The sequence below is a fragment of the Halorussus halophilus genome, from assembly GCF_008831545.1.
Lineage (GTDB): Archaea > Halobacteriota > Halobacteria > Halobacteriales > Haladaptataceae > Halorussus > Halorussus halophilus.
In genome coordinates this window covers 236,667-257,059 of sequence record NZ_CP044524.1, presented here as the reverse complement: position 1 = coordinate 257,059, position 20,393 = coordinate 236,667, and the positions used below count along the sequence as shown (strand labels likewise).

The window sequence follows — 20,393 nt, the reverse complement described above, 5'->3', positions numbered from 1 at the left end:
TCGGTGGCGTAACGACGAATACGTCCGCGATTCGAGTGTCCGCGAATCGCGTCGATACGTCACGAGCGCGACTCAGAGACCGAGGTCGAACGCGCGAACGAAAACTACTGCGACTGCCGGAACTCCCGAAGCCACCGCGAGGACGACGAGGCCGGTGCCCCATCCGGCAACCGTCGCAATCGCGCCGACGACGACACCGTTCAGCGCGGCGAAACCGATGTAGGCAGTCCGAGCGAGACCGAACCCCACGCCCCGTTCCTCGCTGTCGAGGCGGCCGACGAGTCGGGACTGCACTGGCGGACCCCAACCCATGCCGAGACCGACGAGGACGACTCCGACCCCGACCACGAGCGGTTCGCCACTGCGAGCGAGCATCAGCGTCAGAAAGCCTATCGTTGCGACGAGTAACGTTCCGACCGCCACCGGGTCGCGGCCGACTCTGTCCGACAGCCACCCCGAAATCGGCTGACCCGCCGTCACGGCCGCGAAGTAGACGGTGAACAACACGCCAGCCAGCGGCGTCGAAAAGCCGTGATAGTTCTCGAAGACGAGCGGCAGAAACGAGAAGGCGGCGGTGTCGGCGAACTGCGCGAACCCGGCGACGGCCGTGGTGAACGCGACGCCCGGATGCGAGAGGAGTTCACCGAGCACGCCCGGTTGGAGTCTGTCGCCGAGTGCGGCGTCGGGAGCGACTGGCGTTCGAGCGTCCACGACGAAACCGAACCCGACGAGTGCGGCGAACGCGACTGCTCCAGCGACTGCCAGTACCGCACGCCAACCGAACTGCGTGGCCACGAGGGCGACGATTGGACCGGTGAGACCCACCAGTTGCGCGCCCAGTCGATGGACGCCGATGGCGCGGGCAGTCCCTTCGAAGCGCGCGGTGAGCAGTGCGGTCGCGGGACTGTAGTACGCGCCGCTGACGAGGCCGACGAGTCCCATTCCCAGAACGACGAACGCTCCGGACGGCGCAAACGCGAGCAGGAGACTTGCGAGGCCGGTCAGGCCGAGCGCGGCGAGAACCACGATACGCTCGCCGAACTTGTCACCGAGCGCGCCGCTCGGCAGTTGTGCGACGGCGTAGGTGGCGGTACTCGCAGTGACGGCGAGACCGATGAGTGCTGGCGAGACGCCGAGGGTCGCTTCGATGGCCGGGAAGACGAGACTCAGCGCGAACTCGACGAATCGAACACCGAAGTACGCGAGGACGCAGAGAGCGAGGACCGCGTGGCGCTGTCGCCAGCGGTCTGGAAGCGCCATGTTCTCATTCGTCCCGCGGACGTGACAACTCTCTTTCGGTCGTCTCCACACTGGCAGGCGACGATTCCGTTCCTGTCGTGGGACTCAAAAATGCGGACAAAGTATTTTTCCAGTGCTGACCAACCGTCTGATATGGTCATGGAAGAGTCCGAGGAGAAACTCGCGCGCGACGACCCAGTACCGAACTTCGAACTGCAGGGCACCGACGGCGAGACGTACACGCTCGAAGAGTTCGCCGACTACGACGCGCTCTTGCTCGTGTTCACCTGCAACCACTGTCCCTACGCCCAAGCGAAGTTCGACCTGCTGAACGACCTCGCGGCGGAGTACGACGACGCCGCAATCGTCGGCGTCAACCCCAACGACGCCGAGGAGTACCCTGACGACTCCTACGAAGCGATGGTCGAGTGGGTCGAAGAAGGGAAAATTCAGTACGACGCGTACCTCCGCGACGAGACCCAAGAAGTCGCCGAGGCGTACGGCGCGACCTGTACGCCGGACCCGTTCCTCCTCAGAAACGAGGGCGACAAATTTACCCTGGCGTACCACGGCCGACTCGACGACGCGCTGAATCCCGACGAGGAGGCCAGCGAGATTTACATCGACGACGCCATCGACGCTGTGCTGGCAGGCGAGGACGTTGACTTGGAGTTCCTGCCGTCGCGGGGTTGCTCCATCAAGTGGAAGTAGCGGGCCGAAGCGAAAACTGTTCGCTCAGGCGGCACCGGCGTACAGCAAACTGAACCGGAGCGTGTTGAGCAGTCCGTGGCCGACGACGGTGATCCACATGTTTCGCCCGCTTCGGAGGTATATCCACCCGAAGAGGACCCCGAAGGCCCCGTTGCTCAGAACACCTACCGGCCCCTCCGCGAAGTGGACTGCACCGAAGAGAGCACCCGCTACCAGAATCGCTAGCCACTGCCCGACGTTCGCGTGGTCGGTCAGTCGCGTAATCAGGAAGGCGCGGTAGAACCACTCTTCCGCGACGGCGATCGTCGTCCACGCCAACAGCACCATCAGCAGGAACAGGTGGAGGTTCCCTTCGATTGGGTTGAACCGGCTCTGGTCGATACCAGTCACTGGGACCCCCAGCGAGAGGAGCGCCGATAGGACGAGCGCCTGCACTGCGACGAAGACGATAGCCGCGCCGACTCCAGCCCCGACGCCTGCAAGCACCGTTCGCACCCAACTCGCCGGTCGTGTCAGTCCGAGCGCGAGCCAACTACTCCCCTGCCGCTTGAGGAGAATGGCCCCGACGAACACCGCGAGGACGTACCCGAGATTCACGAGTGCCCCGCCTTCGATGGTACTGAGGCCGAGCAAGGTCCCCAACGCACCCAGCACGACGATTGGCGTCCCAACGAGTAGCACGTCCCGAACGGGATTCGGGGTCGAGAGGGAGAAAATTCCGGACGATTCAGCGTCGCCGGTGCTGTGTTCCATGCTACCAAGACGTATCGACTTGTGATATATGTTTAGCGGAGGACACACCTGCTATCAGTAACAAATCGCTCCCGACAGCAGAGCGGTTGCGTTCCCACATCGGGTGCGTTTCCGCAACAACATTCGAACGCGTAGACGGCCGCGAAGCAGTGTCCCAGACGCCGCTCAATCAGTCGGAGAGCCACCAGCGTAGGCAGTCACCGAGTCCGTATACCCCATCAGCACGGTTCCGAGGATGCTCATCACGAGGACGTAACCGACGGCGAACGCCGGAATCGTCGAACCGAGCGCTCCCGTGCCGACGCTGGTGGCGAGAGCGGCGATGACCAGCGAGAACTCCCCGCGCGGGACGAGTCCGACGCCGACTCGGAGCGAGCGACGGCGGTTGAGACCGTAGAGGCGGCCACCGACCGTCCCACTGGTAAGTTTCGTCAGCGTGGTCAACACGACTGCCACCGCAAGTAGCACCACGACTTCCGCGATTACAGTCACGTCTGTCGTGAGACCGATAGAGAAGAAGAAGATAGCCGCGAACAGGTCGCGGGCGGGCGAGACCACGCGTTCGATTCGGTTCGTGTGACCGGTGGTGCTGAACGCGGTTCCGACGAAGAAAGCCGCGACGGCTTCGCTCACGCCGAGCGCGAGCGCCGCACCCCCGACGAGAGTCGTGACGCCGAGGACGCGGAGCAAGAACAGTTCGTCCGAGTCCACGGCGAAGAGTCGCTCGACGTACTGGGTTCCGTAGAACGCCAGCAGGGTCAGTCCCCCGAGGAACGCGAACGCGACCCCGACCGACACCGCCGCCGTTTCGAGGCCGCCGCCGCCGAGCGCCACCGCCGAGAGGAGCGCGAGGTAGACGGCGATGAGAATGTCTTCGAACACCAACGTCCCGAGGATAGCCTCGCTCTCGGGGTTGGCAATCCAGCCACGCTCGATGAGCGACTTAGTGATGACCGCGCTGGAGGAGATGTAGACGATGCCCGCAAAGAACAACGTCTCTATCGGCGAGAAGCCGAAGACGAAGCCGAGGACGACGCCGACGCCGAAGTTGACCACGAAGTCCACGCTCCCGATGCCGACTAGCTGGTTCCACCCATCGACGAGTCGTTCGATGTTGAACTCTAACCCGAGGAAGAAGAGGAGGAGGACGATACCGAGTTCCGCGAGTACGTCGATGAACTCGTGGCTCTCGACCAGCGTGAGCGGAATTGGTCCGAGATGGGTCGGGACGTTCGGACCGACCAAGATGCCCACCAAGATGTACATCGGGATGACCGACTGATTCGCCCGGACGGCTAGCGTTCCGCCGATAGCGAGCGCAGTGAGCGCGATACCGACTTCGAGGAGAACCTCTCCGGCCATCTACGCAGATATCAACTCGTTGAGAGCCTGTTGTTCGTCGCGGGTGCCGAGCGTCACCAGAATGTCGCCACCTTCGAGTTCGAACTCCGGTTGGGGATTGGCGATGGTCCTCTCGCCGCGCTGGATCGCGATGACCGAGACGCCCGTCTGCTGGCGGACTTCCGCCTCCCGGAGCGTCTGCCCGACGAGCGAGGACGTCTCGGGGAGGTCGGTCCACTCGATGATTGACTCCCCGAGCGGCACGTCCACGCTGTCTAAGTCTACAGGTTGGAAGTACGCACCCTCCAGAATCGTCCCGAACTCGCGGGCCTGTTTGTCGGAGAGTTCGAACAGTTTCGTCCCGTCGGCGTCCGCCGAGGGGCGTCGGAACACCTCGCGCTTGCCGTCGTGGTGGATGAGTACGACGAGTCTGTCGTCGCCGTCGAGTTCGTACTCGAACTTCCGACCGACGCCCGGCACGTCAGTCTCGTAGACTGTCATGCCACAACCGACGGGAAACTACACCATAAATATAGCCGAAGGAAGCGCCGAGGACGATGTCGTCGCTCTGTCAATGTCGTCGCTAGAGTCGAATCGGTTGCGTTTCCGTTTACGGTAACGCAAACGTTTGCGCCAGCGCACACGTTGTATCATCCCAGTACTGGCGGGTTCCGATTCGGCCGAGAGTACGCCGACTGCTCGGCCGAGTTTACGAATCGGAGTCAGTCGGCTCAGGTGGGCGTCCGTCCGTGACACCCGCGTAGTCGAACGCCAACCGAAGGCCAGCGTCGGCCGCTTCGTCATAGCGGTCGAACAACTCGGGCGTCAACTCCCGATCCAATTGGAGGACGTTCGGGTCAGGGTCGTCGACCCAGTGATACATCGAACCGGCGATGCTTGCGGTGAGTTCCGTATTGGGAAGCGTCTCCTCGACGGCTTCGCCGTACGACAGCGGTGCTTGTCCGGAGGGAACGCCGACGACTTCTGCTCCGAGACTGGTGAGTTGTGCCGCTCCCGCGAACCCTGAACTCATCGTATCCGCAGACACCGCGACGACGACGCGGTCGGGGTCCAGCGAACTCTCGTAGCGACCGTCTTCGACCACGTCCGCAAACGTCTCGGAGAGCGTGAGGAGTCGCTTAGTCTCGCTTAGGTCGTCTGCGTCGCCGCCGACGCAGTCCAAGAAGCCGCCGAAGTCGTAGTCGGCGCGGTTGTCGTCGGTGGTCCCGCGTTCGTCGTCCACCCCGTAGCGCTCGCGGTGGGGTTGGGTCCGCCGCTTCAACGACTTCGTCTGGTCGAGGACGCGAGCGACACCCTCCCAACCATCGAGGAAGTACGCGACGTGGAACACGAACTGCGAGTCGCCGCCGGGATTGTCTCGAAGGTCGAGTATCAGCGTCTCCGTTTCGTCTTCGGCTGTTTCGTCGGCCAGTTCGGTCAGTACTTCGACCATCGAAGGGAGCGCTTGGACCGTCTCGGACAGGTCCTCGGGAGCGTCACCGCCGACGTGACGCTCGTAGGCCTCGGGTGCGAGTTCTTCTATCCACTCCACACTGCGGTCCAGCGCAACTTCGAAGCTCTCTCGGTACCCCTGCAAGTCGCTCGGCACGAACACGGCGGCGTCGCCACCCTCGTAGAGTCGATACTGTGGGCCAGTTCCGGAAGGGTGCGAGAACGACCGTTCGAGTTCCGCCATCGGTTCTGCGTCGGCGGCGACCAGACTCGGTGTCACTGACCGCTCCTCGCCATCGCATCGAACCCGCACGGTCGGTTCCCCTTGCGGTTCCGACCGGTCGAGCAGTCGAGTCAACGAAGTCGGCTCTCGAATCAGTTTCCCGGTACGGGAGAGGGCGTAGTATCTGTTCTCGACGCCGACGAGTTCTGCAGTACGGTCGGCCAACTGTTCGACCGGCGTCCCTTCGACGGCGAGGAGTCGCGCACCGAGGAGGTCTTCGAGCGAGTCGTCGAAGACCGACTCCACGTACAACCGGTCGCCGACGACACGGAACGACAGCGGTAATCGAGAGTCCTCGTCGGTCTCCGCCGTCGAATCGGACTCGGGTGGTGAGAGTTTGGAGTGGGCGTCTTCGAGTCCGGCGACCAGCGGCGCGGCCCGCCGGTAGAACTCCTCGGCGGTCGCAGTGTCGGGCAAGTCACGGACGAGACGTTCGAGTCGCGCGTGGAGTTCGACTCGACTCTCGTACCCGACGTACGGTTCCGGGTGAATCGCCTCGATTCGCTCGACCAACGTCCGCGCGTCTTCTGCGAGCGCGTCGCGGTCGAACGTCTCCGAATCCGTGTCTTGCGATTGCGTAGGGTCGCTCACGAAGAGGACGTTGACCGGCACACTGATGAATTATTTGACGGTACGGGGAGACGGACACAACGCTTTACCCGGAAACCCGCGATATCAACCACAACGTGCCCGCGCTCGAAGATCCTCTCGAAATCGGCGGCGTCGAACTCCCCAATCGCCTCTACCGCGCGCCGTTACTCGAATGCGCGGGCAACGGTCCCGACGCCGTCGAGACGCTAATTTCGGAACTCGAACCCGCCGCCGAGTCCGGTGCAGGACTCATCTGTCAGGGTGCGACCATCGTCCGGGAGGAGGGTGGCTGTGCCGCGCCGGGGATGACCAGCGTCGCGGACCCCAACTTCGTCGCGGAGTTGTCGAAGCTGACCAACGCCATCCACGACCACGACAGCCGAATCTTCGTCCAACTCGAACACGGCGGCCTGCGGAGCATGGAGACGTGGCACGCGGAGTATCGCGAGGCGCATCCGGACCTCTCGCAGTTGGCGGTGTCCGAACCGCCGTGGCCCCTCCAACTACTCGACAAAATTAGATTCCTGAACTACGACCCACAGGTTCTCGGCACCGACGAGGTGTACGAACTCGCGGCGGACTTCGGTCGCTCGGCGGCCTACTGCGCGGACGCTGGCTACGACGGCGTCCACATCGCGGGGGCGAACATGGGCATCGTCCAGCAGTTCCTCTCGCCGTTCTACAATCGCCGGGACGATGAGTTCGCCGACGGCGTCCGCTTCCTGGAAGTCGTCCACGACGAGATTCGAGAGCGTGCTGACGACGTGCCGCTAATGACGAAGGTGCCCGCCGAAACCGAGGCCCCGCCGTTCGTCCGGCGACATCTGAGCACTGACGACACGGTCCGCATCTGCAGGCGATTACAAGGCATCGGCTACGACGCAGTGGTTCCGGTCCAAGCCTCCGTATTCTGGGACATGAGCATCGTCCGCGGGGAGTTCCCCGGCGAGGCGTGGCGCGACGAACGGTTCCGCGAAGGCTACGCCGCGGCCTTCGGAAGCAAGTGGCGGGCCGCGCTCGTCGCGCTCGCGAATCGAGTCGAGGCGTTCGAGTACGACTTCGAACCGGGGTGGAACGCAGACTTGGCGCGCCGGGTGCGCGAACGCGTCTCGATTCCGGTACTGCTGGAGGGCGGTATCAGGGAGCGCGAACAGATTGATTTCCTCTTGGGGAGCGAGGCGTCGGAGACGCCTCGAACGAGCGGCGAAGGAAAGAGCGACGGAGTCGCGAGTGCCTGCGACGCCGTCGGCATGGGCCGACCGTTCTACGCAGAGCCGAAACTCCCGGCGCGCCTCTTGAGTGTGGACGGGGAGAGTGGGGAAGTCGGAGTTGTCTGCGAGAACTGCAACAACTGCACGGTGCCGCAGGTGACTGGCGCACACGGGGTCTGTCGGACGCCCGAGGTACTGGCGGAGAAGGGACAGTTAGAGCGAGAAGGCGCGTACGAGCAGTCCGAGACGGAGTAGGATTTAGGCATCGCCCACCCAAAGCACCGACATGGCGCGCGAAGTCACGCACACCGAGACGGGACCAGTCAGGTTGGACGAGAGCGACATCGACGACGAGTACGGCGACGTCGCCATCTGTCTCTGCGGACTCTCGGACGAGCGTCCGTTCTGCGACGGGTCCCATCGCGCGACGGAGGACGAGGAGTCGGAGAAGTTGTACAAGTATGAGGACGGCAACAGCGACACCGACGCCAGACGCCGCGAAATCGAGGAGATCGTCTACGCCGACGAGTAGCCGTCTGAATCGCACGAGAGTTTTTATCGAAAGAGGGCCAACTCCTAAACATGTCGTCCCTCCAAGAGTCAGTCCAGCGTCTCCCGCGAGCGATGCGCTCGCGCGTGACGGTCGGGGTCTTCGCGTTTCTCACGCTCTCGTCACTGATTCCGGTGGTAATCAGCATCTACGCCTCGCCCGTGCTTCGACTCCTGTTCCTGCCGTCGTACCTCGTGACGATGCTGTTGTACGACAGTGTGTGGGGTCTCGAAAATCTCGTCTATCTGCTCGGCGACGGTCACCTCCTCTGGGAGACGGGGAACGTCCTCACCTACTATCTGTTCGCGCTGGCCGTCGGGTGGCTTACCGAGCGCGTTCGGGACCTCCGACGACCACGAACCGACCCCGAAGTCACTCCGTAACCGCGTCCAGTCGCTCCGACAGGTCGGCCAGTTCGACCAGTTCGGTCGCTGTGCTATCGGCGTCGAGTTCGCGGAAGCCAGTGCCAGTCACCACTGCGACCACCGAGTCGTCTGCGGCGAGTTCTCCTGCGTCGGTGAGTCGCCGAATTCCGGCGAACGCGGTCGCAGAGGCGGCTTCGACGCAGAAGCCCGCTTCGGTGGCGAGTCGTCGCTTGGCGAGTCGGATGTCGTCGTCCGGCACAGAGACGACAGCACCGTCTGTGTCGCGGACCGCCGCGAGCGCGCGGGTGCCGCTCGGCGGGTCGGCGTTGGCGATGGAGTAGGCGATTGTCTCCCCACCCTCCACAGGACTCACTTCGTCTGCTCCCTCGCGGAACGCGGTGGCGATGGGGTCGCAGGCCGCGGCCTGCACGAGATACAGTCGCGGGACAGACTCGGCGTCGAGCAGACCGGCCTCCCGGAGTTCGCGCAGTGCCTTCCACGCGGCGCTAGCGTGGCCGCCACTGCTCGTCGGGAGGACGATAGCGTCCGGCGCGAGTTGCTCTCCGAGCAACTCGGAACGAGCCTCTCTCGCCCCGCGCGTGAACGCTTCGCAAATCTCCAGCGCCGTGGTCTTCTGGCCAGCGACGCGGAGCGGCGTGTCGGAGTTGACGAACTCGACGGGCGACTCCGTGGCAAGCGTCTCGTAGTAGAGACGGCCGTAGTCGCCCGACACCCGCAGAATTTCGGGGTCGTACTGCCCGATGGCGGCGAGTCGCGGAGCAGGAACGTCCTCCGGCACCAGCACGAGGGCGTTCAGGCCAGCGCCTGCGGCGTGGGCCGCGGTACTGATGGCCATGTTTCCGTGCGAGACCGTGCCGACCCACTCGCGGTCGTTCGCTTCGGCCCACGCGACGCCGACCGCGCTGCCGCGGTCTTTGAACGTGCCCGTCGGATTCTCGCTCTCGTCCTTGCAGTAGAGGCGACACCCGACGAACTCGTCCAACGCGGGCGTTCTGACGAGCGGCGTTCCACCCGCGGCCGCGGCGACCCCGGAGGTTGCGGAGACAGGGAGGAGGTCCGAGTAGCGCCAAACCCCTCGAAGGGGGCCATCTGGCCACGAGAAGTCGCTCGCGTCGGTCTCGACCCAGAGCGGTTCGCCACACGAACAGCGCTTTCGCTCCCCGAGCGGGGCCGTCGCACCGCAGGCGTAGCAGACGAGCGTCGTCATCGCATCACGTCCTCGTACGTTTCTTTGGCCTGCTCAGCCCCCGCCCCGAGGTAGCCGATGTCAGTGCCGACGATTTGGAAGTCGAAGCCGTAGTCGGCCCACAACTGGATTTCCGCGTCGTCGGTCGCCAGCGTGCCCACCGGGGTCCCGGCGTCACTCGCTCCGGCCAGCACCGACTCGATGGCTTGCGTGAACACCTCGGACTCGTGCTCGCCGAACACACCGAGGTTTCCGGAGAGGTCGGCCGGGCCGACGAGGAGTGCATCGACGCCCTCCACGGCGGCGATTTCGGCGGCGGTATCGACTGCGCGCTCGGTTTCGATTTGGACGATAGTCGTGAGTTCGGTCCCGGCAGACTCGACTGCGGCGTCGATGGCGTCTCCGTACTCGTTAGCTCGCGACCCGGCTATGCCTCGGACGCCATCCGGCGGGTAGCGGACTGCTTCGACCGCTTCACGTGCTTGTTCGGCGCTCTCGACCATCGGTACTAAAACACCGGAAACGCCGGTGTCCAGTACCCGCTTGATTCGCACCGGGTCGTTGTCCGCGACGCGAGCGAGCGATGCTGTCTCTCCAGCCGTCGCTTCGGCAGCGCGGACGACGTTGGTGACAGACTCCAGAGTCGTCGGCGTGTGTTCGGTGTCTACGACCACGAAGTCGGCGTGTGGCGCACAGCGTTCCGCGACCGTCGGATGGCCGATTGCGAGCCACTGGCCGACGACCGAGTCGCCGTCGTCGAGTCGGCGCTTGAGAGTAGTCATGGATAGACCGAGGGCGTCCGATGGGAAGTAGATTACCGCGGGAAGCCGGGAGAGTTGGGTTGGCGAGCGTACGCTGCCGTGCGCTACAAGTAATGGAGGACGGACGCCCTACCGAGCGGTGACCGTACGCCGAAGACGCTAGGTGCGGACGCTGAGGACGATGAAGACGTATCCGAGGGTCGTCACCGCGTAGTTGACAGTCAACAGCAGGCGACTCTGGGAGAAGTCGGTGAGGAACGCGCTGAAGGTCGTTGCGACGGCCGCCGCGACGACGAAAGAGAACCCGACCGTCAGCAACAGCATCGACCGGCGTTCGGTCTGCTGGTATGCGCGCATCGCCAGTCCGACGAGGGCCAGACCGACGACTACGAGCGCGATACTGAGGACGACGTAGGCGGCTTCCATCGGTTGCATCGGCGATTCGTGTGGTACCTCGGAGCGTATTTATATAAATGTGTGCGAAAGCAAACTGGTCTCGGGAGGCTCACGCGACGAGGGCGGTCGATTCCGTCAACGAACCAGCGCGGCGAGTTTCTCGATGGGATGAGTCGGTGACTGCTCGGACAGTTGTGAGCGACAGGAGCCACCCGGAGCGACCACGCTGTCGGCGTCAGCTTCCGAAATCTGCTCCCGGAGGATGTCGGCGATGTCTTGGGAGAGGTCGTAGTGTTCGTCGTGGTAGCCGAAGCTTCCGGCCATCCCACAACACCCCGAGTCGAGCGCCGCCACGTCGTAGCCTGCCCGGTCGAGTACCGCGGTGGCGTGGCCAGCGGTGCCCAACGCCTTCTGGTTGCAGTGGCCGTGGTAGGCAACTCGTTCGTCGGTCGGCTCGAACTCGATTCGGTCGTCGGCCCCCGTTGCGTTCAGATACTCACAGACGCCGTAGGCGTTCGCGGCTAGCACGTTCGCCTCCTCGCCAGGACAGAGGTCACGGTACTCGTCCTGTACCATCGCAGCGTCCGAGGGTTCGAGGTAGACGACCGACCACCCATCTCTCACGTGAGGCGCGAACTGCGCGACGTTCGCCTCGGCGCGCTCGCGGGCGTCGTCGAGGAAGCCTTCGGAGTACGCCGGACGGCCCGACGGCTCGGCGTCGGGCACGCGAACGTGGACCTGCGCGGCTTCCAACACAGCGACGGCGGCGTGGCCGACCTCCGGAGAGACGTAGTTGGTGAAGCTGTCGGGGACCAGAAGGACTTCGGCGGCGGCTTCCTCGCGAGGGATTTGTGGCCCTCCGCGCGCATCGAACCACGACTCGAACGACCGACTGGCGAACGTCGGGAGGTCGCGTTCGGGCGAGATGCCGAGTTTCTGGGCGACAAAGGACGACCCCGGCAAGTTCAGGAGGCGATTCGAGACGGGTGCCAGCGTACTCCCGACTTTGGCGAGGCGGTCGAACTCCGCGAAGAGCCGCGACCGAACGCTCGCGCCCGCTCGCTCGTGGTACTGGTGTTTGACCTCGGCTTTGAGCTTCGCCAAATCGACGCCGGTCGGGCAGTCGCTCTGACAGCCCTTACAGCCCAGACAGAGGTCCAGAACCTCCTCTTGGAAGCGCTCGGTGTACAGTTCTTCCGGCGGGAGTTCGCCGCTGATAGCCGCTCGCAGGAGATTCGCCCGGCCGCGAGTCGTCGCCACCTCCTCCTTCGTCGCGCGATAGGAGGGACACATCACGTCCGAGTCCGTCTGGCGGCAGGTGCCACAGCCGTTGCATAATTCGACGAGGTGCGAGAAACTACCCTCTTCTGAGAAATCCTGCACCGTCGCCGGTTCGAGCGAGGCGTAGTCGGGGCCGTAGCGCAGGTTCTCGCGCATGTCGGTCGGGTCGTCGTCCCGGAAGACTACCTTGCCGGGGTTCATGCGCCAGTCGGGGTCGAACGTCGTCTTGAGTTGCTTGAACGCCGCCCAGAGTTGTGGCCCGTACATCTTCGGATTGAACTGCGTGCGCGCTAGTCCGTCGCCGTGTTCGCCCGAAAACGAGCCGTGGTGGTCCAGCACGAGCGAAGTCACGTCCTCGGCGATGGACTGCATCTTCTCGACGCCCTCTCCCTCTTTTAGGTTTAGAATCGGCCGGACGTGGAGCGTACCGCTTCCGGCGTGGGCGAAGTACGCAGCGGAGGTGTCGTGGGCTTCCAAAATCCCTTCGAAGCCCTGTACGTACTCGGCCAGTTCGTCGGGCGGCACCGTCGCGTCTTCGATGAACGGGTACGGCTTCGGGTCACCGTCCATGCTCATCAGGAGCGGAATCGCGGCTTTCCGAAGCTTCCAGAGGTCGGCCTGTGAGTCCTCGTGGTACGCTTCGATACTGTCGAAGGCCACGCCGTCGTGGACGAAGTGTCTGTAGGTCTGGGCGACTGCCGCTTCGAGGTCGCCGTGTAACTCCGAGTCGAACTCCAACATGAGCGCGGCCGTCGCCGACTCGGGAATCGGCCCGGCGTATTTCGCGTACTCCGACGACTCTCGGGCGAGGCGAAACACCTCCTCGTCCATCAACTCCACCGCACTCGGGTCGAATTCGAGCGCCTCGGGGACCGCCTCCATCGCGTCCACGAGGTCCGAAAAGCAGTACAGCGCGACTGCGGTTTGCTCGGGAAGCGACACGAGCGAGAGCGTCGCCGAGACGACGACGCCGAGGGTTCCCTCCGCGCCGACGAACAGTTTGGCGAGATTGACGTATTCGGCATCGTCTTCGTTTGCGGTTGCGCTACCGTTCCCGTCCACGCTCTCGTTTTCGCCACTGTAAACAACTTCGTGAAGATTGTAGCCGCTCACCGACCGCTTGAGTTTCGGATACCGCGCTTCGATTTCGTCGGCGTTGTCCTCAACCAGTGCTCGGACAGTGCGATACAGGTCGGCCTCTCGGTCGTCCTTCGAGACGATTTCCTCCCATTCCGGCCCGTCGAGTTCTATCTCCCGGGCGTGAATTCGCGTGCCGTCGGCCAGAATCGCATCGCACTCTTCGACGTAGGCGTCGGTGATACCGTAGCGAACCGAGTGGGCCCCAGTCGAGTTGTTGCCGATGCCGCCGCCTATCGTCGCGCGATTCGAAGAGGCAGGGTCGGGTGCGAACTTGAGGTCCCACTGGGCGAGGTGTGCGTCGAGGTGGTCCTGCACGACGCCCGGTTGGACTGTCACGCGCTTCGCCTCGGGGTCGGTGTCGAGAACCGCGTCCATGTGACGCGAGCAGTCGAGGACGACGCAGTCCTCACCGACGGTCTGCCCGGCGAGCGACGACCCTGCGCCGCGCGGCAGAATGTCGGCGTCGTGTTCGGCCGCGACTTCGAGCGCGGCCTGTACGTCGTCTGCGTCCCTGGGGAAGACGACGCCCGCTGGCGTCGCCTGATAGATGCTCCCGTCCGTCGCGTAGAGGACTCGCGTGTACTCGTCGAAGCGGACATCGCCGTCGCAGGCCGAACGAAGCGCCGATTCGAGACCGGCCGAAACGTCGGCCCGCTGCGGTCGGTCAGCGTTCCCGGTGGAGGACTCGGTTGGAGTGTCGGCGGGAGGGGAAGACATGATACAGAATGACACCCACAGTAACTTACCTTTTGGCGCGGCGCGGACCGAATCTGTCGGACTCGACACCACGTCGAGTTCGCAGTCAATGTGTCGATTTACAGGGGAAAACTAAACCGACACAAACTCAGCAAGGAGGCACGTAACAAAGACCTTCGACAGAGATAGACCGGCCATGTCCGTCCGCAACGGCGACCTAGCGGAAAAGTGGTACGAGTACGTGTACCGCGAGCAGTCCGACAGCGTCAGTCGGTTCGTCGAACAGTTTCCCGACGAGCGTGCGCTGTCGGTCAGTTGCAACCGGTTCGGACACGACTACCAGTTCGTCCGGCCCCTTCTCACGAACCCAGACGCGGTCCTGCAAGCGGGACGCGCCGCTCTGCGTCGGTTCACGTCGCAGTCGAGCGACGAACTCGACTCGGTCTACCTCCGAATCTCGGACCTGCCTGCCCAGAGCGAAGTCTCGTTCGAGGAACTGCGAGCGGACCACCTGAACGAACTGCACACGTTCAGCGGGGCCGTCGTCGCGACGGAACCGGTTCGGCCGAAAGTCGTGACCGCAGCGTTCCGGTGTGCGAAGTGCGAGCGCGTCACCCGAAGAGACGCCCAACCCGGCCGGACGTTCCGAGACCACGCGAAGTGTCCGCGCTGTAGTTCGGTCGGCTACCTCTCGTTCGCGCCCGAAGACAGCGACTACGTGGACGCTCAACTGGTCGAGTTGCGCGACAGTGACGAGCAGATGCAATCGGACACCGACGCGGTGCCCGTCCTCCTCGAACACGACTTAGCGGGAAGCGTCTCCGTCGGGGAAACCGTCCGACTCGCGGGCATTCCGCGGGCGAACCGCGCGGCGGAATCGACGGTCGCCGACTTCTGGGTCGAATCGGTGAGTATGGAGAACTTAACCGCCACGAATCAGTAACTTCTGGTGGTTTCCTCACTGTGGGCAACTGATATATAGGAGGCGTGTGAACGGCCATCATGTTTTTGTCTGTTCGATGACTTTGACATACTAGGGGTAAGGATGTACGACTTGACCGGTTTCCAACGCGACCTGCTGTACGTCATCGCGGGGCTCGACGAACCGCACGGCCTCGCCATCAAAGACGAACTCGAATCGTACTACGAAAAAGAGATTCACCACGGCCGACTGTACCCGAATCTCGACACCTTGGTGGACAAGGGGTTCGTCGAGAAGGGTCAGCGCGACCGACGTACCAACTACTACACGCTGACCAGACGCGGCACCCGCGAGATAGAAGCCCGACGGGAGTGGGAGGGACAGTACCTCGACTCGGAGTCCGAACAGGTCACTGCCTGAGTAGCGAACGACGCCTACCGACGGCGAGCGAAGCCTACGGATGCGACGCGGTGAGCACCGCGCCGACGACCGCAGCGTCCAGCGACTGCGTCCAGCGATAGACCGGGCTTTCGGAGTTCAATACGTACTCGTCGCCCGACTCTTCCAGTACCGAGAGCGCGACCAGTTTCTCGACGTGCGCCCAGACGGCTTTCCGAGTGACGCCAGTCAAGTCGTGTAGCTCTTCTTGCGTGAACGACCGACCGGGTTCCGCAGAGAGCAGTGCGTCTAGCAGCAGGCGAACGGATTCGAGTCGAGTGAGGTGTTCGAACGGGGACTCGCCGTCGGGTGCGCCGGTCGCTTCGACGACCGCGGTCAGTTCGCCGACAGCGTGGCGGACGCCGCTGTACTCGTTGACGCGATAGGTGCCTTCGTCGGCGACGAGCAAGCCGAGCGAGAGCAGGGTCTCGACGCGCGATTCGACGGTGTCGGGGTCGAGGTCCACGAGTGCCGCCAAATCGTCGGTGCCGTATCGGGTGCCAGCCTCGGCGTCGGCGAGTGCCTCGACGAGCGCGCGAGTCTCGTCGTCGCGCGCGAGCCAGAGCCAACCACTCGGATAGGTGAGTCGCGCTTCCTTGATACCGTTCTCGTCGGCGGCCTCCAACATCGCCGTCTCTGCGTCGGCCGTCCGCAGTTGGAGCCGCTCCGTACTCGTTTCGGTCATTACCTTGGGAGTTTCACGGACGGGTCAAAAAGCTACCGTGGGTAAACAGAACTGTGCTACTTACTCTGCGGTCGTCGTCTCACACTCGACAGCCCACGAATGGTCGCTCGTCTCTCGCAGCCGCCGATACAGTCGTCGGAGGGCCACGGAATCCGTCTCGGGGAGGACGTGAAACTCGACGGTCTCGTATCGCACGACGACACGAAACGCGCTTCGGTGGCGCTCGTCGTGGACGAGGTAGACGGGCGCGGGGAGGTCGAACCAGTCGCCGAAGGTGTACTGGTCGCCGTCCAAGACGGTTTCGACTAGCGTCGCCAACTCCTCGTTGGACGACTCCGGGTCGGGCGAGAGGTGAAAGATAGTCCCGCCCACGTACTCGACGCCGCCCTCTCGGGGGTAGACGCGCTCGGGGCGACGGGGGATGTCGAAGGTGGGCGACTCGTCGGTCACACCGACGGGTACGGCGGCATCCGTTAAGAACCTCCGGTCAGAAGAAGAGTAGAACGACGAGCGCGAGAACTGCGAGCGTGTACAACCCGCGCATCCCGGAACCGACGAGTAGCAGCGTGCGAACGAACAGGGAGCTTACGCCAGACGTAGTGTCGGAGTCAGCGGGAGACCGCGATTCGATAATCGACATACGGCGAGAAGGAGACTACCCACGTATAGTCGTTTTGCTTTCGCACTTGGCAGAACCGGAAGCTAGCGACTGGACGACCGGCGCGAATCGGCGAGACTGCTCGGAACGGAGTCTTCGAACAGGCATACAGACGCACTGCTCGCCGTTTGTCTCGAAAAAATATACCTCGCGTACCCCTACCCGAGGTGGATTAGGGGTCACACCCGCCGTATAAATGCTTTGTGATTGGCACTCCGGCAGGTGGCGATTCGTCGCCAGAACGCCGTTTCAGCTACGAGTTCGCTTCCGTAGTCGGTGAGGTACCGTTGAACACGAGGCGCGTTCCAGCCTCGACGCCAGTTCGGTTGGCGAAGCCTCGCGGCAGTTCCACGACGTACTTGGCGTCTCCCTCGCTGTGGTAGCGCGCCAGTTCCGACTCGGAGGCGTTCGGTTGCGGCGTCGCGTGCTCGACGTTCACGACGGTGCCGTTGGCGGCGACGAATATCATGTCGAGAGCCACGTAGGTGTTCTTCATCCAGAACGTCCGCGGCGCGGCGTCCTCGTAGACGAAGACCATCCCGTGCTTCTCGGCGAGCGAGCGACGGTGCATCAAGCCCGTCCGGCGCTCGTCTGGCGAGTTGGCGACTTCGAGCGAGACGGAGACGTTCTCTCCGGCGAGGAAGACGGCCGAGACGTTGCCACTGGCGTTGCCCGTCTGCGACTGCGACGAAGCGGTGGTCGTCGAATCCGAGTCCGAGTCCATCGCGGTCGTCCCGTCCAGAGCGGTCGTTTCGGACTGGGAAGCCCCACCGTCGAGAGAGAATCCCCCGACACACCCACTCAGTAGCACCAGCGCGGCCAGCGCGAGGGCGGCGTGCGAGTTCATTGCAACCTGACTACGGTGCCGACGACCAAAAAACCGCCCCGTGGAAATCGGTAGCGACGGCGACGACACGCCGTGCAGACGGCCACCGGAAACGACGACCCACCGTGGGCTTTTTTGACACGTTGTGCGAACGGTCGTACCGATGGCCCCCGAAGAGAGTCGTAGCCCGCCGATGACACGTCGTGAGGAAGTCGCCGAAACCCGCCACGGAACGGAGATTTCCGACCCGTACCGCTGGCTGGAGGGCGACGACGAGCAGGTCACAGCGTGGACCGCCGCACAGAACGAGTACGTGGACGCCCATCTCGACACTCCGACGCAGGAGACGCTCCGGCCCAGAATGCAGGAACTCGCCGAAGTCGGCGAGTACGGAGCCGTGAAAGTGGCAGGTGGACGCCACTTCCAGACGGTGAGAGAGCCAGCAGCCGACCACGGCAGACTGTTCGTCCGGGAGACGCCCGACGGCGATGGCACAGTCCTCCTCGACCCGAACGAGTGGTCGGCCAACTGTAACGAAACTGCGCCGACGCGCTCGCTGAGTTGGTTTCTCCCGGCTCCCGACGGCGAACGCGTCGCCTACGGCGTCACAGAAGGCGGCGACGAACAGGTCGATATACACGTCGTGAACGCCCCCGACGGCGAGGAAGTCGCAGTGCGAGAAGACTGCGGGCGGGTGTTTCTCGGCTTCGTCGGGTTCGACGCCGTGAGTCCGGGGATGGTCGCGTGGGACGGTGACGGCGACGGACTCTACTACGTCGCGACCGGCGACCCAGCCGACGGCAAGCAAGCAGAGAAAGAACTTCGCCACTGGCGATTCGACGGAAGCGAAGCGACCCTGCTCGAACACGACGACGAGCAAGTCTGGCCGATGGTCAGGACCGACCCCGAGTCGGGGACGCTCGCGGTCGGCTTCCACGACGTGTCCGGCACTGACTGGCAGGTTCGGGTGGACGGTGAACTGCGACCCGTCGTCGCAGACAGCGACGCCGAGACGTTCGCGGTGTTCCACGACGGGAGGGTCTACGTCCAGACCGACCACGACGCTCCGAGAAAGCGAATTCTCGCCTGCTCGCTGGAGCGGTTTCGGGCGGGCGACCTCGAACTGTCGGAGTGCCGGACGGTGCTGCCCGAGCGTGAGGCGATTCTCCAGTCGTTCGCCGTGACGCCAAACCACCTCGTCGCGCACTATCAGGAAGACGCACACTCGCGGCTACTTGTCTTCGACCACGACGGCGACCACGTGCGCGAACTTTCGCTTCCAGACTACGCGTCGGTGTCGCAACTCCGAAGCGACGACGACAGCGAGGAAATCTTCTACCGCGTCGAGTCGTTCGACCAACCCCCGAGTGTCGTGCGGGCGGACCCCGCGACTGGCGACCGACAGGAACTACAGCGCGTGAGCGTCGTTGCCGAAGTCGAGGGGGCCGAGACGCTGGTCGTCCGACAGGCGTTCGTGGAATCGTCCGGCGGCGTCGAAGTGCCGCTCTTCGTCTGCCACCGCGAAGCTGTCGAGTTAGACGGCGACAATCCCACAGTTCTCTACGGCTACGGCGGGTTCAGAAGCAGTCAGACTCCGAGCTTCGACCGCTTTCGACTCCCTTTCCTCGCGGACGGTGGCGTCTACGCGCAGGTCTGTGCGCGCGGCGGCCACGAGTACGGCGAGGAGTGGCACGAAGACGGAATGCTGGCGAACAAACAGCACACCTTCGACGACTTCGTCGCGGCGGGCGAACACCTCTGCGACGCGGGGTACACGAACCCCGAGCAGTTGGCGGTCGCCGGTCGCTCGAACGGCGGCCTGTCGGTCGGTGCTGTAGTCACCCAACGACCCGACCTCTGGGCCGCCGCGCGATGTTCGGTGCCGCTACTCGACATGCTCCGGTTCCACCAGTTCCTGCTCGGCGGGTCGTGGACTACCGAGTACGGAAATCCCGAGGAGTCGGACGCCTTCGAGTACATCCGCGAGTACTCGCCGTACCACAACGTCGAGGCGGGCGTCGAGTACCCGCCAGTTCTCTTCGAAACCGGAGCAGAAGACACGCGCGTCCATCCGGCCCACGCCCGCAAGATGGCCGCTCGACTGCAATCGGAGGCCGACGGCGGCCCGTTCCTCCTGCGAACCAGTACCGACGCGGGTCACGGCGGGGGCGCGTCTGCTTCGGAGACAGTCGAAGAGCAGGTCGAACGGTGGACGTTCCTCTACGACCAGTTGGGGATGGGAAACTAATTAGCGGAAGCTCAGACGAAGACGGCGAAGAGGAAGCCGACGAGCAGCGAGAGCGTGACGACGAACTGGACGACCGCAGAGCCGAGAACGCCGACGGCGGCGTACGCGCCTGCACGAAGGCCTTTCTCGGCGTCTCGCGTGCGGTAGAACTCGGTGGCGAAGACGACGCCCGCGACGCCGACGAGCAGGCCAATTGGGCCGGTGACGAACAACAGCGCGATGCCGACCACAGACGCGAGGAGCGTCGTTGCGAGTGACGCTCCGCCTGCTCTCGCGGCGAGCGCGCCGCCGAAGTGGTCGGCCAGTATCGCGGCTACGCCCACGACGGTGAACGCGACGAGAACGAGTAGTCCGGGCGTCGTGTAGCCACTGGACCACCAGTAGAGGTAGATGCCAGCGAGCGATAGGGCCGCGCCGGGAACGAGCGGCACGACGCTGCCGACGACGCCTACGAGCAGAAGCGCGATGGCGACGAGCAAGACGAGTTCCATGGAGGCTCTTGTGCCCCCTCGTGGTTAGCGATTTCGACCGGTTACGCGTTCGAACCTGAGTTCGGGGACTGATTCGATTTCGAAGACAACAGTTACGGAGCTGCTTCCAGCCATTCTCGCGCTTCGAGAATCATGCTGTCGCCCTAAG

21 protein-coding genes are annotated in these 20,393 nt (G+C 63.9%); 7 read left to right on the top strand and 14 right to left on the bottom strand.

Features of this window, described 5'->3' with window-relative positions; all coding sequences use genetic code 11:
• Positions 1–72 precede the first annotated feature (72 nt).
• The gene (locus tag F7R90_RS19265) at positions 73–1,260 is read right to left on the bottom strand and encodes an MFS transporter (protein WP_158059192.1); all 1,188 of its coding nucleotides are present in this window, start codon (positions 1,258–1,260) and stop codon (positions 73–75) included.
• A gap of 132 nt (positions 1,261–1,392) precedes the next feature.
• Between F7R90_RS19265 and F7R90_RS19260 the strand changes: the two genes are divergently transcribed.
• Positions 1,393–1,950, top strand: a complete 558-nt coding sequence (locus F7R90_RS19260) for a thioredoxin family protein (RefSeq protein ID WP_192498501.1) — start codon at positions 1,393–1,395, stop codon at positions 1,948–1,950.
• 24 nt (positions 1,951–1,974) lie between these two features.
• Here the strand turns inward: F7R90_RS19260 and F7R90_RS19255 are convergent, their stop codons facing one another.
• The 4 genes from F7R90_RS19255 to F7R90_RS19240 all read right to left on the bottom strand — a co-directional run bounded on the left by F7R90_RS19255 (position 1,975) and on the right by F7R90_RS19240 (position 6,370).
• Entirely contained in the window at positions 1,975–2,703 is a 729-nt protein-coding gene (locus tag F7R90_RS19255) for a CPBP family intramembrane glutamic endopeptidase (protein WP_158059191.1), read from the bottom strand.
• 165 nt (positions 2,704–2,868) lie between these two features.
• Entirely contained in the window at positions 2,869–4,065 is a 1,197-nt protein-coding gene (locus tag F7R90_RS19250; RefSeq protein ID WP_158059190.1) for a cation:proton antiporter, read from the bottom strand.
• Positions 4,066–4,545 carry a cation:proton antiporter regulatory subunit gene (locus tag F7R90_RS19245; RefSeq protein WP_158059189.1) on the bottom strand — a complete coding sequence of 160 codons (480 nt, stop codon included), beginning with the start codon at positions 4,543–4,545 and terminating at the stop codon, positions 4,066–4,068.
• A gap of 208 nt (positions 4,546–4,753) precedes the next feature.
• A complete protein-coding gene (locus F7R90_RS19240) occupies positions 4,754–6,370 on the bottom strand; it encodes a S41 family peptidase (protein WP_158059188.1) in 1,617 nt (538 codons plus the stop codon).
• A gap of 95 nt (positions 6,371–6,465) precedes the next feature.
• On the opposite strand from F7R90_RS19240, the gene F7R90_RS19235 reads away from it, so the two are divergent.
• From F7R90_RS19235 to F7R90_RS19225, 3 genes are read left to right on the top strand one after another with little or no spacing between them, the layout of a single operon-like run.
• The gene (locus F7R90_RS19235) at positions 6,466–7,836 is read left to right on the top strand and encodes an oxidoreductase (RefSeq protein ID WP_158059187.1); all 1,371 of its coding nucleotides are present in this window, start codon (positions 6,466–6,468) and stop codon (positions 7,834–7,836) included.
• Between the two features lie 31 nt (positions 7,837–7,867).
• A complete protein-coding gene (locus F7R90_RS19230; protein WP_158059186.1) occupies positions 7,868–8,113 on the top strand; it encodes a CDGSH iron-sulfur domain-containing protein in 246 nt (81 codons plus the stop codon).
• 50 nt (positions 8,114–8,163) lie between these two features.
• Positions 8,164–8,514 (top strand): hypothetical protein, encoded by a 351-nt coding sequence (locus F7R90_RS19225; RefSeq protein ID WP_158059185.1) that lies wholly within the window; start codon positions 8,164–8,166, stop codon positions 8,512–8,514.
• Here F7R90_RS19225 and F7R90_RS19220 read toward each other — a convergent pair.
• The 4 genes from F7R90_RS19220 to F7R90_RS19205 form a co-directional block, all read right to left on the bottom strand.
• Entirely contained in the window at positions 8,504–9,724 is a 1,221-nt protein-coding gene (locus F7R90_RS19220; protein ID WP_158059184.1) for a threonine synthase, read from the bottom strand. The genes F7R90_RS19225 and F7R90_RS19220 overlap by 11 nt on opposite strands.
• Positions 9,721–10,485: an HpcH/HpaI aldolase family protein gene (locus F7R90_RS19215; protein WP_158059183.1), complete on the bottom strand. Its 765-nt coding sequence runs from the start codon at positions 10,483–10,485 to the stop codon at positions 9,721–9,723. The genes F7R90_RS19220 and F7R90_RS19215 overlap by 4 nt, the downstream gene beginning before the upstream one ends.
• Positions 10,486–10,623: 138 nt before the next feature.
• Positions 10,624–10,899: a DUF7521 family protein gene (locus F7R90_RS19210; protein WP_158059182.1), complete on the bottom strand. Its 276-nt coding sequence runs from the start codon at positions 10,897–10,899 to the stop codon at positions 10,624–10,626.
• A gap of 96 nt (positions 10,900–10,995) precedes the next feature.
• Positions 10,996–13,998: an FAD-binding and (Fe-S)-binding domain-containing protein gene (locus F7R90_RS19205; protein ID WP_158059181.1), complete on the bottom strand. Its 3,003-nt coding sequence runs from the start codon at positions 13,996–13,998 to the stop codon at positions 10,996–10,998.
• A 175-nt stretch (positions 13,999–14,173) separates the two neighbouring features.
• On the opposite strand from F7R90_RS19205, the gene F7R90_RS19200 reads away from it, so the two are divergent.
• Both F7R90_RS19200 and F7R90_RS19195 read left to right on the top strand, forming a co-directional pair.
• Positions 14,174–14,920, top strand: a complete 747-nt coding sequence (locus tag F7R90_RS19200; protein ID WP_158059180.1) for a minichromosome maintenance protein MCM — start codon at positions 14,174–14,176, stop codon at positions 14,918–14,920.
• A 102-nt stretch (positions 14,921–15,022) separates the two neighbouring features.
• Positions 15,023–15,319 (top strand): PadR family transcriptional regulator, encoded by a 297-nt coding sequence (locus F7R90_RS19195; protein WP_158059179.1) that lies wholly within the window; start codon positions 15,023–15,025, stop codon positions 15,317–15,319.
• 34 nt (positions 15,320–15,353) lie between these two features.
• Here the strand turns inward: F7R90_RS19195 and F7R90_RS19190 are convergent, their stop codons facing one another.
• The 4 genes from F7R90_RS19190 to F7R90_RS19180 form a co-directional block, all read right to left on the bottom strand.
• Positions 15,354–16,022: a hypothetical protein gene (locus F7R90_RS19190; RefSeq protein ID WP_158059178.1), complete on the bottom strand. Its 669-nt coding sequence runs from the start codon at positions 16,020–16,022 to the stop codon at positions 15,354–15,356.
• A 60-nt stretch (positions 16,023–16,082) separates the two neighbouring features.
• A complete protein-coding gene (locus F7R90_RS19185; protein ID WP_158059177.1) occupies positions 16,083–16,472 on the bottom strand; it encodes a hypothetical protein in 390 nt (129 codons plus the stop codon).
• Between the two features lie 37 nt (positions 16,473–16,509).
• On the bottom strand, positions 16,510–16,662 hold the full coding sequence (locus F7R90_RS22390; RefSeq protein WP_192498500.1) for a hypothetical protein: 153 nt from the start codon (positions 16,660–16,662) through the stop codon (positions 16,510–16,512).
• Positions 16,663–16,933: 271 nt separating this feature from the next.
• Positions 16,934–17,527, bottom strand: coding sequence for a DUF192 domain-containing protein (locus tag F7R90_RS19180; protein ID WP_158059176.1), 594 nt, complete (start codon positions 17,525–17,527; stop codon positions 16,934–16,936).
• A gap of 142 nt (positions 17,528–17,669) precedes the next feature.
• Here F7R90_RS19180 and F7R90_RS19175 point away from each other — a divergent pair, with 142 nt between their 5' ends.
• Positions 17,670–19,754 carry a prolyl oligopeptidase family serine peptidase gene (locus F7R90_RS19175; RefSeq protein ID WP_158059175.1) on the top strand — a complete coding sequence of 695 codons (2,085 nt, stop codon included), beginning with the start codon at positions 17,670–17,672 and terminating at the stop codon, positions 19,752–19,754.
• Between the two features lie 11 nt (positions 19,755–19,765).
• Here F7R90_RS19175 and F7R90_RS19170 read toward each other — a convergent pair whose 3' ends face one another.
• Positions 19,766–20,245 carry a DUF456 domain-containing protein gene (locus tag F7R90_RS19170; protein WP_158059174.1) on the bottom strand — a complete coding sequence of 160 codons (480 nt, stop codon included), beginning with the start codon at positions 20,243–20,245 and terminating at the stop codon, positions 19,766–19,768.
• Positions 20,246–20,393: the final 148 nt, after the last annotated feature.

Excerpts from the sequence above, each read along its gene's own strand:
- F7R90_RS19265 (WP_158059192.1), bottom strand. The coding sequence starts at position 1,260 with ATGGCGCTTCCAGACCGCTGGCGACAGCGCCACGCGGTCCTCGCTCTC.
- F7R90_RS19260 (WP_192498501.1), top strand. The coding sequence starts at position 1,393 with ATGGTCATGGAAGAGTCCGAGGAGAAACTCGCGCGCGACGACCCAGTA.
- F7R90_RS19255 (WP_158059191.1), bottom strand. The coding sequence starts at position 2,703 with ATGGAACACAGCACCGGCGACGCTGAATCGTCCGGAATTTTCTCCCTC.
- F7R90_RS19250 (WP_158059190.1), bottom strand. The coding sequence starts at position 4,065 with ATGGCCGGAGAGGTTCTCCTCGAAGTCGGTATCGCGCTCACTGCGCTC.
- F7R90_RS19245 (WP_158059189.1), bottom strand. The coding sequence starts at position 4,545 with ATGACAGTCTACGAGACTGACGTGCCGGGCGTCGGTCGGAAGTTCGAG.
- F7R90_RS19230 (WP_158059186.1), top strand. The coding sequence starts at position 7,868 with ATGGCGCGCGAAGTCACGCACACCGAGACGGGACCAGTCAGGTTGGAC.
- F7R90_RS19225 (WP_158059185.1), top strand. The coding sequence starts at position 8,164 with ATGTCGTCCCTCCAAGAGTCAGTCCAGCGTCTCCCGCGAGCGATGCGC.
- F7R90_RS19220 (WP_158059184.1), bottom strand. The coding sequence starts at position 9,724 with ATGACGACGCTCGTCTGCTACGCCTGCGGTGCGACGGCCCCGCTCGGG.
- F7R90_RS19215 (WP_158059183.1), bottom strand. The coding sequence starts at position 10,485 with ATGACTACTCTCAAGCGCCGACTCGACGACGGCGACTCGGTCGTCGGC.
- F7R90_RS19210 (WP_158059182.1), bottom strand. The coding sequence starts at position 10,899 with ATGCAACCGATGGAAGCCGCCTACGTCGTCCTCAGTATCGCGCTCGTA.
- F7R90_RS19205 (WP_158059181.1), bottom strand. The coding sequence starts at position 13,998 with ATGTCTTCCCCTCCCGCCGACACTCCAACCGAGTCCTCCACCGGGAAC.
- F7R90_RS19200 (WP_158059180.1), top strand. The coding sequence starts at position 14,174 with ATGTCCGTCCGCAACGGCGACCTAGCGGAAAAGTGGTACGAGTACGTG.
- F7R90_RS19195 (WP_158059179.1), top strand. The coding sequence starts at position 15,023 with ATGTACGACTTGACCGGTTTCCAACGCGACCTGCTGTACGTCATCGCG.
- F7R90_RS19190 (WP_158059178.1), bottom strand. The coding sequence starts at position 16,022 with ATGACCGAAACGAGTACGGAGCGGCTCCAACTGCGGACGGCCGACGCA.
- F7R90_RS22390 (WP_192498500.1), bottom strand. The coding sequence starts at position 16,662 with ATGTCGATTATCGAATCGCGGTCTCCCGCTGACTCCGACACTACGTCT.
- F7R90_RS19180 (WP_158059176.1), bottom strand. The coding sequence starts at position 17,527 with ATGAACTCGCACGCCGCCCTCGCGCTGGCCGCGCTGGTGCTACTGAGT.
- F7R90_RS19175 (WP_158059175.1), top strand. The coding sequence starts at position 17,670 with ATGGCCCCCGAAGAGAGTCGTAGCCCGCCGATGACACGTCGTGAGGAA.
- F7R90_RS19170 (WP_158059174.1), bottom strand. The coding sequence starts at position 20,245 with ATGGAACTCGTCTTGCTCGTCGCCATCGCGCTTCTGCTCGTAGGCGTC.